Origin of the sequence: Bacillus sp. TSO22 (genome assembly GCF_020223595.1) — a bacterium.
Taxonomy (GTDB): domain Bacteria; phylum Bacillota; class Bacilli; order Bacillales; family Bacillaceae; genus Bacillus; species Bacillus inaquosorum.
The window spans coordinates 535468-552673 of record NZ_JAHAWO010000009.1 but is presented as its reverse complement, the minus strand read 5'-3'; the positions used below and the strand labels follow the sequence as shown (position 1 = coordinate 552673).

15 protein-coding genes are annotated in these 17206 nt (G+C 41.1%); 8 read left to right on the top strand and 7 right to left on the bottom strand.

Going from position 1 to position 17206, the window contains the following annotated elements; genetic code table 11:
* Positions 1-61: 61 nt before the first annotated feature.
* Together KHQ79_RS11295 and KHQ79_RS11290 are read left to right on the top strand one after the other, a co-directional pair.
* Complete coding sequence (locus tag KHQ79_RS11295) at positions 62-928, top strand: NAD(P)-dependent oxidoreductase (protein WP_003238955.1); 867 nt, start codon at positions 62-64, stop codon at positions 926-928.
* Between the two features lie 589 nt (positions 929-1517).
* Positions 1518-2408 carry a Vgb family protein gene (locus KHQ79_RS11290; RefSeq protein ID WP_225515173.1) on the top strand — a complete coding sequence of 297 codons (891 nt, stop codon included), beginning with the start codon at positions 1518-1520 and terminating at the stop codon, positions 2406-2408.
* A 583-nt stretch (positions 2409-2991) separates the two neighbouring features.
* Here the strand turns inward: KHQ79_RS11290 and KHQ79_RS11285 are convergent.
* Positions 2992-3801 (bottom strand): CAP domain-containing protein, encoded by an 810-nt coding sequence (locus KHQ79_RS11285; RefSeq protein ID WP_225515172.1) that lies wholly within the window; start codon positions 3799-3801, stop codon positions 2992-2994.
* A 337-nt stretch (positions 3802-4138) separates the two neighbouring features.
* Here KHQ79_RS11285 and KHQ79_RS11280 point away from each other — a divergent pair, with 337 nt between their 5' ends.
* Complete coding sequence (locus tag KHQ79_RS11280; protein ID WP_225515170.1) at positions 4139-6253, top strand: peptidoglycan D,D-transpeptidase FtsI family protein; 2115 nt, start codon at positions 4139-4141, stop codon at positions 6251-6253.
* Between the two features lie 163 nt (positions 6254-6416).
* Positions 6417-8237 carry a sporulation histidine kinase KinA gene (gene kinA, locus KHQ79_RS11275; RefSeq protein ID WP_003238947.1) on the top strand — a complete coding sequence of 607 codons (1821 nt, stop codon included), beginning with the start codon at positions 6417-6419 and terminating at the stop codon, positions 8235-8237.
* A gap of 9 nt (positions 8238-8246) precedes the next feature.
* Here kinA and KHQ79_RS11270 read toward each other — a convergent pair whose 3' ends face one another.
* On the bottom strand, positions 8247-9428 hold the full coding sequence (locus KHQ79_RS11270; RefSeq protein ID WP_003238945.1) for an aminotransferase A: 1182 nt from the start codon (positions 9426-9428) through the stop codon (positions 8247-8249).
* Positions 9429-9628: 200 nt separating this feature from the next.
* Positions 9629-9790 carry a hypothetical protein gene (locus tag KHQ79_RS11265; protein WP_003238943.1) on the bottom strand — a complete coding sequence of 54 codons (162 nt, stop codon included), beginning with the start codon at positions 9788-9790 and terminating at the stop codon, positions 9629-9631.
* Between the two features lie 206 nt (positions 9791-9996).
* Between KHQ79_RS11265 and cheV the strand changes: the two genes are divergently transcribed.
* A complete protein-coding gene (gene cheV / locus KHQ79_RS11260; RefSeq protein ID WP_032732103.1) occupies positions 9997-10908 on the top strand; it encodes a chemotaxis protein CheV in 912 nt (303 codons plus the stop codon).
* 42 nt (positions 10909-10950) lie between these two features.
* Here the strand turns inward: cheV and KHQ79_RS11255 are convergent, their stop codons facing one another.
* From KHQ79_RS11255 to KHQ79_RS11240, 4 genes are all read right to left on the bottom strand, one after another.
* Positions 10951-11415 carry a YkyB family protein gene (locus KHQ79_RS11255; RefSeq protein WP_003238939.1) on the bottom strand — a complete coding sequence of 155 codons (465 nt, stop codon included), beginning with the start codon at positions 11413-11415 and terminating at the stop codon, positions 10951-10953.
* Between the two features lie 125 nt (positions 11416-11540).
* A complete protein-coding gene (locus KHQ79_RS11250; protein ID WP_225515168.1) occupies positions 11541-12833 on the bottom strand; it encodes an MFS transporter in 1293 nt (430 codons plus the stop codon).
* Between the two features lie 75 nt (positions 12834-12908).
* Entirely contained in the window at positions 12909-13403 is a 495-nt protein-coding gene (locus KHQ79_RS11245; protein WP_080030847.1) for a L,D-transpeptidase family protein, read from the bottom strand.
* 56 nt (positions 13404-13459) lie between these two features.
* Positions 13460-14320: a metallophosphoesterase gene (locus KHQ79_RS11240; protein WP_225515166.1), complete on the bottom strand. Its 861-nt coding sequence runs from the start codon at positions 14318-14320 to the stop codon at positions 13460-13462.
* A 142-nt stretch (positions 14321-14462) separates the two neighbouring features.
* Between KHQ79_RS11240 and fadH the strand changes: the two genes are divergently transcribed.
* The 3 genes from fadH to KHQ79_RS22230 all read left to right on the top strand — a co-directional run bounded on the left by fadH (position 14463) and on the right by KHQ79_RS22230 (position 16896).
* Positions 14463-15227, top strand: coding sequence for a 2,4-dienoyl-CoA reductase (fadH, locus tag KHQ79_RS11235; RefSeq protein WP_003238930.1), 765 nt, complete (start codon positions 14463-14465; stop codon positions 15225-15227).
* A 63-nt stretch (positions 15228-15290) separates the two neighbouring features.
* Positions 15291-16514, top strand: a complete 1224-nt coding sequence (locus KHQ79_RS11230) for an EAL domain-containing protein (RefSeq protein WP_003238927.1) — start codon at positions 15291-15293, stop codon at positions 16512-16514.
* Between the two features lie 247 nt (positions 16515-16761).
* Positions 16762-16896, top strand: coding sequence for a hypothetical protein (locus tag KHQ79_RS22230; RefSeq protein ID WP_268279105.1), 135 nt, complete (start codon positions 16762-16764; stop codon positions 16894-16896).
* Positions 16897-17206 lie beyond the last annotated feature (310 nt).

Below are 17206 nucleotides of genomic sequence, written 5' to 3'. Positions count from 1 at the left end.
AAATGAAGGAAAAATGATAAATTTTAACTAAAATCAAACAAAGCATCTGGGAGGAATGACCTTGAAAAAAACAATTGGTTTTATCGGTCTTGGAGTGATGGGAAAAAGCATGGCATCACATATTCTGAAAGACGGCCATCCTGTATTGGTGTACACCCGGACAAAAGAAAAAGCAGACAGCATACTTGAAAAAGGCGCGGTATGGAAAGAAACGGTCAAAGATCTTTCAAAAGAAGCGGATGTTATCATTACAATGGTCGGCTATCCCAGTGATGTTGAAGAAGTGTATTTCGGAAGCAGCGGAATTATTGAAAATGCAAAAGAAGGCGCATATCTCATTGATATGACGACATCTAAACCTTCGCTTGCGAAGAAGATTGCTGAAGCGGCCAAAGAAAAAGCATTGTTCGCTTTAGATGCCCCTGTTTCCGGCGGAGATATCGGTGCACAAAACGGAACTCTCGCGATTATGGTCGGCGGAGAAAAAGAAGCATTTGAAGCCTGCCTGCCGATTTTCTCTTTAATGGGAGAAAACATTCAGTATCAAGGACCGGCTGGAAGCGGCCAGCATACCAAGATGTGTAATCAGATTGCAATCGCAGCTGGTATGATCGGTGTTGCTGAAGCGATGGCCTATGCTCAAAAATCAGGCCTGCAGCCGGAAAATGTCCTGAAAAGCATCACAACGGGCGCAGCCGGAAGCTGGTCATTGTCAAATCTTGCTCCCCGTATGCTTCAAGGTAACTTTGAACCAGGTTTTTATGTGAAACATTTTATTAAAGATATGGGAATTGCGCTTGAGGAAGCGGAATTAATGGGGGAAGAAATGCCAGGCTTGTCGCTTGCGAAATCCTTGTATGACAAGCTCGCTGCACAAGGCGAAGAAAACAGCGGAACACAAAGTATATATAAGCTATGGGTGAAATAAAAAAGATTGCATGCCTTCAGGCTGTGAGCCTTATTTGATATTCGTTCTGAGAAGGATTTATCCTTCTCTTTTTTATTTCAATCGTGTTTTTACTCTTTTTAAAACTTGAGGCATACGATTTACAATGCTGCTGTCACTGATCCGCATTATTTTATTTTTGTTCAAAAAGCACCCTTCTTTCGATCATGCGCCTTTTTTTGGGGGAGAAAAATATCATCATCTCCTGCATACATTGTTTTTTATTTTTAGCAGTTGACAAAACTGAGACAGTATTTTACTGTTGCCTTAACATAAAACGGAAGGGTGAAAATAAGAACATGATTCTATAACCCTAGCTTTTAGAAAGAATCAATAGCTTAACCTATACATTTAACTTCAGTACTATTTTTCCGATGATCTGAATGCTTATTTGTTTTGTTTATTGATTCATTTTCTGAGATAGGATTATGGGGTAATGTTCTTTATTTATACTGACTAAAGCGGCTTTGAAGTGAAGCCTATTTAGGTATGAATGTAAGCATTGCCTCCTATCTCAGAAAAGTGAGTATAGGAGGCTTTTTTGTAGATTATTATTGATGGGGGAATTGATATGAAGCTTGAACAGCAAGAAATAAATATTTTACATTCTGATTCTGGTCCATACGGGATAGCCATTTCACACGAAGGAAAGGTATGGTTTACTCAACATAAAGCTAACAAGATTAGCTGTATTGATAAGAAGGGGCAAGTTCAAGAGTATACTGTTCCGACACCTGATGCTGGAGTCATGTGTTTAACGGCGTCTTCAAAAGGTGAAATCTGGTTTACAGAAAATAGAGCTAATAAGATAGGAAAATTGACAGCAAAAGGGCAATTCATAGAATATCTTTTGCCACATCCAAATTCAGCCCCATATGGAATTACGGAAGGTCCAAACGGCGATATCTGGTTTACTGAGATGAATGGAAATCGTATAGGTAAATTGACATCAGAGGGCAAGATTCATGAATACGAACTGCCTAATGAAGGATCATATCCTTCTTTTATTACGTTGGGTTCGGATCAGTCACTTTGGTTCACTGAAAACCAGAACAATGCTATCGGCAAAATAACCGAATCAGGAGAGGTAACGGAATATCCAATTCCTACACCAGCATCAGGACCAGTAGGGATTACAAAGGGGCATGACGATGCGCTTTGGTTTGTAGAAATCATGGGTAATAAGGTAGGTAAGATTACGGTTTCTGGTGAAATAACTGAATATGACATCCCTACACCAAATGCACGTCCCCACGCTATCGCTGCAGGAGTGAAATCTGATTTATGGTTTACCGAATGGGGGGCAAATAAAATAGGAAGGCTGACAAGTGATCAAACAATTGAAGAATATACAATCAACACACCTAATGCTGAACCTCATGGCATTGGATGCGATAATGATGGAATAGTGTGGTTTGCCTTAGAATGTAACAAATTAGGAAAACTAAAGTTAACAAAATAATGAAAAAGGAGCCACCCTTTGCTCCTCAGGCCGTCGAGAAAACCTCGGCAGCCTCTATTTCCCCCATCGCACGGTTTGGTTTTCAAGTAGAAGCCGTCGCTTTCAGATTCTGGTTACTTAAACGACCCCAATCTCTAAAGGATTATCTGACTGTGATATCTTTGGTGTTATCGCTCATAGGCGCTATCATCCTGCCCTGAAGTTTGTTTCCACAATGGTAATTTCATTGCGACAGTGAAAAAGACAGGTGCATTTGTCTGAACCGGCATTTACGCATTCAACAACTGACCGCAAAGGCCATCGGTCATATAAATCACCCCGCATGTATGGAGACAAAATCGTTTGTCTGTTTCAGGGAAAACGGAATGTGAGCGAACAAGTTCTCCTCGCAGCCGCGCACCCGAATATGAAGAAGATTGCCATATACCTAGCCAAGCAGGGTTAGATATGTAGGTGCTTTTTTTCTGTTTCTAGAAACAGATCAATTGGTGTATGAAAAGGTATAAATCAAAAAAAGCTTGCAGAAAAAACATGGTTTTTTCTACAAGCTGAAGATTATCTGTATCGTACAGGATATTTTTTATTATTTTCCGATGAATTGCTGTGTCCAGATGCTTCCAGACTCAACGTAGCCTACACCGATGTGAGTAAAGTTAGGGTTTAGAATGTTTTTTCTGTGTCCTTCACTGTTCATCCAAGCTTTTACTACTTCTTCTGGTGTCTTTTGGCCCTTAGCAATGTTTTCACCTGCTGTTTTGTAGCTGATTCCGAAAGATTTCATCATATCAAACGGTGAGCCGTAAGTTGGGCTTTGGTGATCAAAGTAGTTTTTGTCCTTCATGTCCTGAGATTTTGCGCGTGCAGATTTGCTTAACGTTTCATCAATTTGAAGCGGTTTTAACCCTTGTTTTTGTCTTTCTGCATTTGTAAGCTCAACAACTTTCTTCTCATATGCGCTTACAGATGAAGGCGCAGATGTAGTTGTGTTTGTTTTTTCAGCAGCTGCAGGTGCTTTAGAAGCAGCGTTTTGTTCAGTAGCAGCTGGTGCTTTAGAAGCAGTGTTTTTTTCAGCAGCTGCTTTTTCAGCAGTCTTTTGCGCAGGTTTTGCAGTTTCAGTCTTTTGAACATCCTGAATGTTCATGTTAGATTGCTTCGCATATTTTTGAAGAAGCTGCTTGATCTCTTTTTCGTTTGCAGCGTCTAATGTTTTGATATTTGTTTTAATATGCAGTTTTTTCACTGCATCGTTAAGGGGCATGTTTTGCACAGTGTTCCCCGTTTTTACTGTTACCACATGCTGGCAGGAGAGTTCTTTCGCTGATGCTTGCTGTACGCCCCCGAATGTGAATAATCCAACCGCAGCGGCAGCAGATAAAATAAATGCTTTCTTCATTAGTTCATAACCTCCTAGAGTTGTTTGTTTCTACAAAAAAATCATAACATAGCTTTTTTGTCATAAAGTATCCATCACTTTCCTTTGACAAAGAGAGATTGTCATTTTCGTAACCAATATGCGCATAACCGCTGTGAAGAAGGGAATCAGCTGCATTTCATATTATTATCGTACAGTTACATAGCTTCCTTTTATTTGAATCGTTAGTTATATTTTAATGTGTTTTTATATTGACAGCTTTTTTTATCCCTTTTTGCTGTAACAACTGTTACAAAGGTGTTACAATTAATCTCAGTATATGTAAATATATTGAATGATTTGAGAGGGGTAACCAGAAGTGACTGAAATAGGGCGTGAACCAAAGAAAAAGCGCAAAGGAAACCGGGCAATTAGAATGAACTTTTTTTTCCTTGCTGTCTTTGTTCTATTCACTGCATTAATCTTTAAGCTTGGCGTTGTTCAAATTGTTGAAGGTGAACAGCATGAAGAAGACGCTGAGAAAGCAAATGCAAAAACAGCGTACTATCCCGCGCCGCGAGGAAAGATGTACGACAGAAACCAGAAAGTGGCTGTCGATAACCAAAGTGTGCCTGAAATTGTGTATGTTTCTACATCGAGCACAAAAACAGAAGACAAAATCAAAACAGCGAAGCGTCTGGCTGCTTTAATCCATATTGATACCGAATTTTTGAAGGAAAGAGATTTGCGTGATTACTGGATTGCATCTCATCCGAAAAAAGGCGCCGCTCTGCTTAAGGAATCTGAAAGCAATCTGAAAGGGGCCGAGGCTTACAAGCTTCAAATTGAGCGTGTGCCGAATCAAGAGCTGAAAACTATTCAGCGAGATGATGAAGAAATGGAAATCGCTGCGATATATACAAGGTTTTCAAGCGGTAATGCTTACGAACCTCAAATCGTAAAGGCGATGAACCCAAATGAAAGCAACAGCAATGGAAAGAACGGAACGCTGCTTGATGAGAAGAAAAGCTCCACGCAACGACCAAAAAATGACTTAACATATGATGAAATTTCAATTGTTTCTGAGCATTTAGAAGAGCTTCCGGGAATCGACATCGTAAACGATTGGACGCGAAAATATCCTTATGACAAAACCCTCTATTCCGTTTTTGGAGGTGTCACGACACCTGATCAGGGCCTGCTGAGCGACCGGAAAGATTTCTACTTAACAAGAGGCTATGCGAATAATGACAGGGTTGGGAAAAGTTATATAGAGTATCAATATGAAGACTACTTAAATTCCCAAAAGGAAAAAGTGCAATATGTAGAAGATAATAAAGGAAATGTCGTCAGCCAAAAAACCATTGATAAAGGCAGCAGGGGATACGATCTTCAGCTTTCTTTTGACATGGAGCTCCAAGCAAAAGTGGAAAAGATCATTGAAGAAGAAGTGAGAAACAGCCGTGCACGTGGGAACTATATGCTTGACAGAGCCTTTGTCGTGATGATGGACCCGAATAACGGCGATATTTTATCGATGGCGGGAAAAAAGATAGATTTAGAAACAAACAAAATTCAAGATTATGCGATAGGGGCATTTACAACCCAATATGAAATGGGTTCAGCAGTAAAGGGTGCCACCGTACTTGCCGGTTATCAGGACGGGATTCCGCATTATAAATATTTTCTCGATGCTCCAATGCTTCTAGGAACAAATCTGATAAAAAAATCTTATACCAATATGGGAACCATTAATGAATTAACCGCTTTGCAAAAAAGTTCTAACGTATATATGTTTAATGTCGCCTTGCATATTGCGGGTGTAACATACAGGCCACATGGGTCTCTCCCGGCTGATCAGCAGGATTTACTGAAAATGAGAAACTATTACAGCCAGTTTGGCCTGGGAGTAAAGACAGGTATTGATCTGCCTCAGGAATCAGCCGGTATGCAAACCACACCTGAAACTGTAGGGGGATTAATTTTAGACTTGGCAATCGGTCAATATGATACATACACACCGCTTCAAATGGCGCAGTACATTTCAGTAATCGCCAATGGAGGCTATCGTGTGCAGCCTAGAATCGTCACTAGTATTCATGAGCCAGGCAGTAAAGACCAGCTTGGTAAGGCAATTGAACATAGAAAACCTAAAGTACTGAATAAGATCAACAATTCAGAGAGTGATTTGAAGCAAGTCCAAACAGGTATGAAATTAGTCACTTCTTCAGGGACAGCTAAAAATACGTTTACAGAAGATGTATCAGGGAAAACGGGAACAGCGGAAACATTTTACTACGGCACGAATCGCAACTGGTGGGGGAAAAAAACATACAATCTGACTTTTGTCGGCTATTACCCGTCGAAAAATCCAAAAGTGGCTTTTAGTGTTGTTGTTCCATCAGTAGATGATGATGATAAGATCAATAAAATTATTGCCAAAAGAGCTATACACGCCTACGCAGAGCTCGAAAAGAAACATAGCAAAAAATAAAAAAGAGGGTGCACATCTGAAAGATTGTGTGCCCTTTCTTTTATTCAAAAATTGACGATCAACATAAGAATAGAAGGAGAATACTCATTTTCTAGCGAATCATACTAGGTAAAAGTCAATCTGTATATATCGAAACACGATGATCATGCAAAGGAGGGATTCTGTGGAACAGGATACGCAGCATGTTAAACCATTTCAAACAAAAACCGATATTCATGCAGTCTTGGCCTCTAATGGACGCATCATTTATATATCTGCCAACTCTAAACTGCATTTGGGCTATCTTCAAGGAGAGATGATTGGATCATTCCTCAAAACGTTTCTGCATGAGGAAGACCAATTTTTAGTTGAAAGCTATTTTTATAATGAACATCATCTGATGCCGTGCACCTTTCGTTTTATTAAAAAAGACCACACGATTGTGTGGGTGGAGGCTGCGGTAGAAATCGTTACGACAAGAGCTGAGCGGACAGAACGGGAAATCATTTTGAAAATGAAGGTTCTTGAAGAAGAAACAGGCCATCAATCCCTAAACTGCGAAAAACATGAAATCGAGCCTGCAAGCCCGGAATCGACTACATATATAACGGATGATTATGAACGGTTAGTTGAAAATCTCCCGAGTCCGCTATGCATCAGTGTCAAAGGCAAGATCGTCTATGTAAACAGCGCGATGCTTTCAATGCTGGGAGCGAAAAGCAAGGATGCTATTATTGGAAAATGGTCCTATGAATTTATTGAAGAAGAATATCATGATATCGTCAGAAACAGGATTATACGAATGCAAAAAGGAATGGAAGTCGGAATGATCGAACAGACGTGGAAAAGGCTTGATGGCACACCTGTTCATTTAGAAGTGAAAGCGTCCCCGACCGTCTACAAAAACCAGCAGGCTGAACTGCTGCTGCTGATCGACATCTCTTCAAGGAAAAAATTCCAAACCATCCTGCAAAAAAGCCGTGAACGATATCAGCTGCTGATTCAAAATTCAATCGATACCATTGCGGTGATTCATAATGGCAAATGGGTATTTATGAATGAGTCGGGAATTTCACTGTTTGAAGCGGCTACCTATGAGGATTTAATTGGCAAAAACATATACGATCAGCTGCATCCTTGCGATCACGAGGATGTAAAAGAGAGAATCCGAAACATCGCCGAGCAAAAAACAGAGTCAGAAATTGTCAAGCAATCCTGGTTCACCTTCCAGAACAGGGTCATCTATACGGAGATGGTCTGCATTCCGACGACCTTTTTTGGTGAAGCGGCTGTCCAAGTCATTCTTCGGGACATTTCAGAGAGAAAACAAACAGAAGAATTGATGCTAAAATCGGAAAAACTATCAATCGCAGGTCAGCTTGCGGCGGGAATCGCCCATGAAATCCGCAACCCGCTGACAGCGATCAAAGGATTTTTGCAGCTGATGAAACCGACGATGGAAGGGAATGACCACTACTTTGATATTGTATTTTCTGAACTCAGCCGCATCGAATTAATACTCAGTGAACTGCTAATGCTGGCAAAACCCCAGCAAAATGCCGTTAAAGAATATTTGAACTTGAAAAAATTAATTGGTGAGGTATCGGCCCTGTTAGAAACGCAGGCAAATTTGAATGGCATTTTTATCAGAACCAGCTATGAAAAAGACAGCATTTATATAAACGGAGATCAAAACCAATTAAAACAGGTATTCATTAATTTAATTAAAAATGCAGTTGAATCGATGCCTGACGGGGGAACAGTAGACATTATCATAACGGAGGATGAGCATTCTGTTCATGTCACTGTCAAAGATGAAGGGGAAGGCATACCTGAAAAGGTGCTGAACCGGATTGGAGAACCATTTTTAACGACAAAAGAAAAAGGCACGGGGCTTGGACTGATGGTGACATTTAATATTATTGAAAATCATCAGGGAGTCATCCATGTAGACAGCCATCCCGAAAAAGGCACAGCGTTTAAAATTTCATTTCCCAAAAAATAAAACAACGGCTTAAACGCCGTTGTTTATCGTCTGCATTGATTCCCGTTTTTTTAATACAAATAATTCTAAACGGTCCAGGCCTTCTCTTAGCGTGTCCAGCGAGTATGCGAAAGACAGCCTCACATATCCTTCACCATACTTTGAGAACGAGCTGCCCGGCACGAGTGCCACACCAGCATCCTCCAAAAGAGCCATACTAAAATCAAATGAAGACATTCCAAATGATTTAATAGAAGGGAAGATATAAAACGCGCCAGACGGTTTTACAACGTCAAGTCCCATGGAAACAAGACGGTCATACACATAGTCCAGACGTTTTTTGTATTGCTCCCTCATAATCAGGGCGTCATCAAAGCCGTTTGTCACAGCTTCAAGCGCGGCTTTTTGGGAAATCGAAGACGCACATGACACATTGTATTGATGAACCTTTAAAATGTGCTTTGCAATGTCTTTCGGTGCAAATAAAAATCCAATTCTCCATCCGGTCATGCTGTGTGATTTTGACAAGCCGTTAATGACAATCGTTTGATCCCGCAAATGGGTTGCGATAGAGTAATGCGGTCTGTCATATGTTAATTCACTGTATATTTCATCAGACAATACGAATACATTTCTGCCTTTTAAAAGGGCGGCGATGCTTTTCAGCTCTTCTTCAGATAAAGTCACTCCGGTAGGATTTGACGGATAAGGAAGCACCACACACTTGGTGTTAGGAGTCAGAGCATCTTCAATCAGCCGGGCAGTAAGCTTAAAGCCGTGTGACGTAGTATCAACAATGACAGGCTTGGCGCCGCACAAATTGATAATAGGTTCATAGCCTGGATAAATCGGGCCTGGCATAATCACTTCATCACCGGGAGATAAAATTGTCCGGAATGCAGCATCAATGGCTTGGCTTGCGCCTGTTGTGATGATGATTTCAGATTCAGCATCATAGTTGAAATCTGCTTTTTTCTTCATATAAAGCTGCACAGCTTGTCTCAGCTCGAGGTAGCCGGCGTTCGGCGTATATGACGTCACGTTTTCATCAATGGCTTTTTTTGCGGCAGCTTTCACGTGATGCGGCGTGAAAAAATCAGGCTGGCCGATTGTAAGTGAAATGACATCTTCGTGTTGAGCTACAAGATTTGAGAATTTGCGTATTCCTGAAATTTCAATCTCTCTTGCTTTCGGATTCAGCAAATGTTCCATAATTCATCACCTTAACAAATATAATGAGTTTATCCTATTTTACCACTAGCTGATCATTTGTCACCTGTTTAGCCGATATATTTCGATTGTATGCGCCTATTTTCTAAACATACCTTTCTTTTCAGAAAAAAGAAGACAACCAGCGATTTGATTGTCTTTATTGTATCATGTTCTATTATTGTTTATATGTGCCAATTTCATTAATAACCATAATCAAAATGAAGGTCTTCGTGCCAAATCATATACGGGGGATGCTCTTCTTGAAGGTCAGCTGATTCTTTCTTCATATGCAGATAAGTCTCTTCACTGATATCTTCTAAAACAGTCATTTCATTTTCTTTAAATATTACTAAGGTACCCATTATTTACACCCTTCTTTGGAAAAATCCTTGACTATTTTATCACTGTTAGTTGGAAAGTCAATGGTTATTAGGAAAAAAGTTTCTTTTTTTGAGAATCGCGGCGTAACGCTCCCAGAATCCGATTTTGAAGTACCATGCCATTCACTTTTTACAATTTACGCCGATATATACAGTACAATACTGAATGCGAATAGCGAGGGATTGAATTGTCGTTACAACAATACGAAATTTTATTGGATTCTGGTACAAATGAATTAGAAATTGTGAAGTTTGGCGTGGGCGATAATGCTTTCGGAATTAACGTCATGAAGGTAAGGGAAATTATTCAGCCAGTCGAGGTGACATCAGTGCCTCACTCCCATCAGCATGTAGAAGGAATGATTAAGCTCAGAGGAGAAATTCTTCCTGTGATCAGCCTCTTCTCATTTTTTGGAGTTGAGCCTGACGGATCAAAAGACGAGAAATATATCGTGACTGAATTTAATAAACGGAAAATTGTTTTTCATGTCGGATCTGTTTCTCAAATTCACCGAGTGTCTTGGGAATCAATTGAAAAGCCGACATCGTTAAATCAAGGAATGGAGCGGCACCTTACCGGAATTATTAAGCTCGAAGACCTGATGATCTTTTTGCCTGACTATGAAAAAATTATTTATGACATCGAATCAGACTCAGGTGTGGAAACGTACAATATGCATACCGAGGGCTTCGATGAAAGAAGAACTGATAAAAAGCTTATCATTGTAGAGGACTCACCGCTCTTGATGCGCCTCTTGCAGGATGAATTAAAAGAAGCAGGGTACAACAATATCTCTTCGTTTGAAAACGGAAAAGAGGCATATGACTACATTATGAACCTTGCTGAAAACGAAACTGATTTATCAAAACAGATTGATATGATCATCACTGATATTGAAATGCCAAAAATGGACGGGCACAGGCTCACAAAGCTCCTGAAGGAAAATCCGAAAAGCTCAGACGTGCCAGTTATGATTTTCTCATCATTAATTACGGATGATTTGCGTCACCGTGGAGAAGTCGTTGGCGCAGATGAGCAAATCAGCAAGCCTGAGATCAGTGATTTGATTAAAAAAGTGGATACGTATGTGATTGAATAAATAAAAACAGCCGGTGCCTGAAGGGGCACGGCTGTTTTTATTTTAAAAGTAACTCTCGCCAAGTTTTTTAAAGACAGGTTTATGATAAGCTGGCTGCTGGCGATTTGGCACAAGCGGCTTTTCTTTCATGCCGACATATTCTTGCAATAGGTGTTTCGCTTTTGTTAAAGACATATGAGCTTTAGGATTTCGGTACGATTGATTAAGTGTACCTAAATGCGGAAGATGTTCGAAGTCTTCTTTAGTTGGAGGCATGTGAAAATAGTAGTCTCCGATTGAGATAAGCACGTCCGATTGCTGTTGGCTGAACCTTGGATTTTTTGAAAAATGAAGCCCTATTTTCTTTCCTTTACCTTCTTTGACAAGCTTTTGCAAAGCCCGTTTTTTCAGCAGATATAGGTATTTAGGGTTGGGGGCGGTTTTTGCATGGCGGTTCACAGTGTAAACTGCTTTTGAAAGATTTTCTACGGTTGGCTGCAGATCTTTCGTATATGCATGGTCGTCCATTATTTCTCTCCTTTGCTCTTATCAAATTCTATATGATTAGATTATACTTTTTTAAAGTTGAAATGCAAATATTGAATGTAAAAATGCGCTTTTTTCTGAGAAAAAAAGCGCACTTTTAACGTATATTATACAGATCTTACTTTCTTCCTCGGCTGCTCTTGAAATGCTTCCTGAACATTCACTTCCGCAGCCTGTGCACTGTATTTTGGCAGTGCAACAAAATAAAAAATAAAAACAAGCAGGATGATAACGCCCATGCCGTAATAAAGATAATCAATGTTTGAAACGAACTTAGGGAATAACAGCGCAACTAAGCCGAGTGTCAAAGACTGTGCAAACATCATAAAAGGGTCCTGCAAGCCGCTTACACGTCCCATCAGCTTTGGATGAACAATCTTTGGCATCCATCCTCCGATTGCAATGTTGATCGGTCCGATGCACATTCCCAGGGCAAAAGCTGCCGCGTAATACACCCATAAAACATTCGTGTAGCCGAGGACGAAAATCAGCAAGCCTGCAATGAAAATCGGTATCGACATTAAAAAGTGCGGCTTCACTTTTTTAGAGATGACCGTGCCGATTACACTTCCAGCCAGCAGCCCAAACCCGAGTGCGATCGTAAATACAGACGTATGCCACTCATAACGGTCAGGCGCCAATCCGTATTTCATTGTAAACATCGGCAATACGGCGAATCCTCCGTTGACAAATCCAAATATGAAGAAACCGAAAATAAGAGATGCCAGCAGTTTGTTTTTTAAAATATAGAGAATGCCTTCCCTAAAATCATTTATTGAATCTTTAACAGAAGCTTTTCTCCAGCTGAATGCACCGTTTGGCTGTCGGGCTTCTTTCGGAATCCGGCAGCTGCGGATCAGCAGCCCGGAAATGATAAAGCTGACAAAATCAAGAATAATGGCGCCTTCAATTCCGATTGTGTTGTACATAACAGCGCCTATTCCGACTCCGAACACCATAAAAATACTAAAAAGCATCTGGTTAAGCCCTGCCGCTTTCGCATAATGCTCCTTCGGCAAGATGGCTTGTACCAAACTGTTTTCTGCCGGAAAGAAAAACTTCGTTACGGCGCTTCTGACAAATAAAATACAGAAAACAAGAGGAATATTGCCGGTAAATAAAGTGAAAAAAAGAACGACAGTCAGGCCGGCTCTGATCCAATCACAGTTTTCCGCTACCTTTTTTCTGTCAAAACGGTCCGCTACGACTCCCACGATCAGAAATACAAATACGGTAGGAAGAGAATACATCAGCTCCGCCAAGGTCGTATATGAAGGCTGGCTGCTGAAGCGGTCCAGCAAGAAAAAAGCAAATGCCATGTTGCCTACTGTCGTGCCCATTTGAGAAGCGAGTGCTGCGAAAAATAGACGAACAAAATTACGATTTTTAAATATATCCATAAAAACGCTCCTTACCCTAAAGGTCCCACTTTATCATATTATAAACCGCCTGTTTTTGAAACAAATAAGAAAACATTACCGGTTAATGGTGACTCTTGTTCCGTTTGGCACAATTGAAGCGAGTTCGATCACGTCTTTGTTATGCATGCGAATGCAGCCTTTAGAAACAGCCTTGCCAATCGAAGCGGGATTATTCGTCCCATGTATTCCGTAGTGCTGCTTTGAAAGGCTTAGCCAATAAGCGCCAAATGGGCCACCGGGATTGGGCTGGCGGTTAATAATGTAAAACTCGCCAGTGGGCGTTTGCGTCAGTATTTTACCTACGGCGATGGGATAGGTTTTCATTACCCGATTATTTTGGAACAGCGTAAGGGTCTTCGCTCCGATTGAGACTGCGATATGATACGGAATCGTATTGGGGTCTGGCAGACCGGGTATGACAATGCGTTGTCCCGCAGTGATCCCTGCCTGCAGTGACGGATTAGCCTGAATTAATGCAGCGGTGCTGATTCTGAAATCAGCTGCGATGCTGTTCAGTGTATCACCTTGCTTCACCTGGTACGTAAGCAGTTTCCTCACCCTCTCTTTTTACTTATAAGTATTGATGAGGAGCCCATCCTGCTACATTAATTTGTGCTTTTTAAGGTAAAGACAGTGATTTCAGGTTTGGCCAGAAACCGCAAAGGCAATCTGGTCATCCCGAGGCCGCGATTTACGTAAATATGAGTGCTGCCTGTTTGATACATTCCCTCTGTGTAGACATTTCCATAGGGAGGCGTAATAATCGGTCCGTAAAAAGGCAGCTGAATCTGGCCGCCGTGTGTATGGCCGGAAAGCTGAAGATTCACCGGATAGCCTGTTGTGTTCAAGGCTGCATCAGGTTCATGGACGAGCAAAATGGAAAAAAGTCTGTCGCTTAGCCTTGATAGGATGCCTTCATAATCTGGGTTTCCGAGCATTAAGTCATCAAGAAATGCAATCTCGATTTCGCTGCCATCTGTGAGCGACAATGTTTGATAGCCATTGCGGTATACTGTAAAACCGCCGGCTGTCATCAGGCTTTTGTATACGGCAGTTCCATAGCCTCCGTGATCATGATTGCCGTAAATACAAAGCTTGCCGAAGGGCGCATTCAGTTTTTTCAATAATGGAATCACTGCCTGGTGTTGCAGATACGTATCAGGATTATCGATGATATCACCGGTAAAAACAATGAGATCAGGTTTACATTCATTAATTGTCAGAATGACAGTTTTTAAGTCTTCAAGAGTAAAATAATCACTCAAGTGCGTATCACTGAACTGCACGATTTTAAAACCGTCAAATCCATGCGGGATGAGAGAGCTTTTTATTGTGTGTTCGGTTGTCTCAATCATATGCGGCTCCAGGTATCTGGCATAGCCGTATCCTCCGCCGGCCGTTAAAGCCCCGGCGGCAAGAGCGCCGAACATTCCTTTTAAAAATTGCCTTCTGGACATCTTTTTCATTTCAAACCAACCTTTAATAGAGTTTTTCTATTATATCATCTGTATCTTAAAAAAATCTCATGTCAGCATGTACTGACAGAAGCAGGCATATAATGATAGAATAATATTGAATGAATACTCATTCATAACAGGAGGGAGAATCATGGAAAAAAAGGCGGTTATCATTACTGGCGGGTCAAGCGGCATGGGAAAAGCAATGGCAAAAAAACAGGCTGAATTAGGCTGGTACGTCATGGTGACAGGGCGGAACCAGGAAGCACTTGAGGAAACGAAAAGAGAAATTGAGACCTTTGAGGGGCAGGTCGCATGTTTTCAAATGGATGTCCGTTCTGATTCCGCCGCTTCAGAAATGATTACAGAAGCGATAAAAGCCTTTGGCCGGCTTGACGCGCTGATTAACAATGCGGCCGGAAACTTTATTTGTCCGGCAGAAAAGCTGACGCCCAATGGATGGAAAGCCGTCATTGAGATTGTTTTAAACGGCACATTCTTTTGCAGCCAAGCCGCGGCAAAGCATTGGATCGAGCAGCAGCAGAAGGGTGTCATTTTAAATATGGCCGCCACATACGCTTGGGGAGCGGGAGCGGGGGTCGTTCATTCCGCTGCGGCTAAAGCAGGGGTATTGTCACTGACAAGAACGCTGGCCGTTGAGTGGGGAAGCCAATACGGAATCCGAACAAACGCCATCGCACCCGGCCCAATTGAACGAACAGGAGGTGCGGAAAAGCTTTTTGAATCGGAAAAAGCGATGGCCCGCACAATGAACAGTGTACCGCTGGGCCGGCTGGGCACGCCGGAGGAAATCGCTTCTTTGGCCGCGTTTTTGCTTTCTGACGAAGCATCCTATATAAACGGGGATTGTATCACAATGGATGGGGGGCAATGGCTGAATCCTTATCCGTTTTAAAGCATATTAATCTATGGATTCAATGTGGTATAATCAGACAAAGATAGAGAAGCAGGTGATAACATGTTGGATCCACTTGATATTTTAACGAACATTGATGATGTCCTTCCATATTACCAGGCGATTTTCAGTGCCGAGGAACAGAAGATCGTCGGATATGAGGTGCTCGGACGAATTTTGGCAGATTCAGAAATCCAAAGTCTCGGGCCTTTCTTTTTAGATGCAGGGATACCTGAAGAATATAAACTAGAGGTTGATAACAGAATTATCCGCCAGGCTCTTGACCGCTTTTTAGAAGCGGATTCTGATCTGCTGATTTTTATGAATCAGGATGCCAATCTCCTAATGCTTGATCATGGTGAAAGCTTTCTGGAGCTTCTGAAAGAATATGAAGCAAAGGGAATCGAACTCCATCGGTTTGTGCTTGAAATTACAGAGCACAATTTTGAAGGGGATATTGAGCAGCTCTACCATATGCTTGCCTACTATCGTACATACGGAATTAAAATCGCAGTTGATAACATCGGAAAAGAAAGCAGCAACTTGGACAGAATCGCACTGCTCTCACCAGATCTGTTGAAAATCGATTTGCAGGCGCTAAAAGTATCACAGCCATCACCGTCATATGAGCATGTGCTGTACAGCATATCTTTATTAGCGAGAAAAATCGGTGCGGCGCTGCTGTATGAAGACATTGAGGCGAACTTCCAGCTTCAATACGCTTGGAGAAACGGGGGCCGCTATTTTCAGGGCTATTACTTGGTGTCTCCGTCTGAAACGTTTCTAGAGAGAGATGTATTGAAACAAAGACTTAAAACTGAATTTCATCAATTTATCACACATGAGAAAAAGAAGCTTGAAACCGTCTATGAGCACTCTGAACAGTTTTACAAACGAGTGCATCAGGCTGTGACGTCTTTGCGAAAAAACAATCTATCTTCTGATGATGACTTTATTAAAAAGCTGGCGGAAGAGCTGACAGATTGCAGCTTTAGAATTTACATGTGTGATGAAGAAGGCGATCAGCTGACGGGAAATGTGTTTAAACAAGATGGAGAATGGGTTTACCAGCCGGAATATGCGGAAAAGAACTGGAGCTGGCGACCTTATTTTCTGGAGAACATTATGAGAATGAGAAATCTCAGAAAAGGATTTTTCAGTGATTTGTACAGTGATTTGGAAACAGGTGAAATGATTAGAACGTTTTCGTATCCGATGGATGATCAGATGTATTTATTTATAGACTTGCCTTATTCTTATTTATATGAACAGGATGGACTGATTTAAGCGGCTGAATGGCCGTTTTTTTTATATGAATTGAAAAAAATATCAAAAAACGATTGACATTGATACTGAGAATCATTATCATTTAATTATAGAGAGAAGCTACTCTCTGTTCCCCAACCCCTCTATCAGATCAAGATCCGAAAAAGCTTGGCGCTACCCCCGCCAAGTTTTTTTATTTGCCAAAGCATAAGACAATCTAACGAAACAATAAACCTTACTAGTGGAAAACGTTCTGGGAGGAACAAAAATGTTCTTTCAGCGTGCGAACACCCCGACTCAATGCAGCAGCGGCCGTGCAAGAGTAGGCGACAAATTCGGCAAGAAGTCCACTCTGATCATTACATATTCCAATCGTTTAATTTACGAAGCAAGAACAACATGAAAACCGCTTTGCGATCTCGTATCCAGTATGACTGCTAAGAAGTTTGCCCACGTTGAACTTCTCCAGGAATTTCAAAAAAAATTTGCTGAAATTGCAAAAAAGCTTCTTGATTCTGCGGGCATATGAAAAAAAACATAATTGTGTGCATGACATTCCAAAAAAAGCCTCAAACTAATTAAAAATAGTTTTTTCACATTTTTTCTTTTCTTAAATTCAGCAGTGAAAATGCCATCCTGTACGACTTTATGGTATGATGCTCAATAGAACTTGTATTATAATAAATACTTGTTGATTTGAAGTTGCTTTTTGA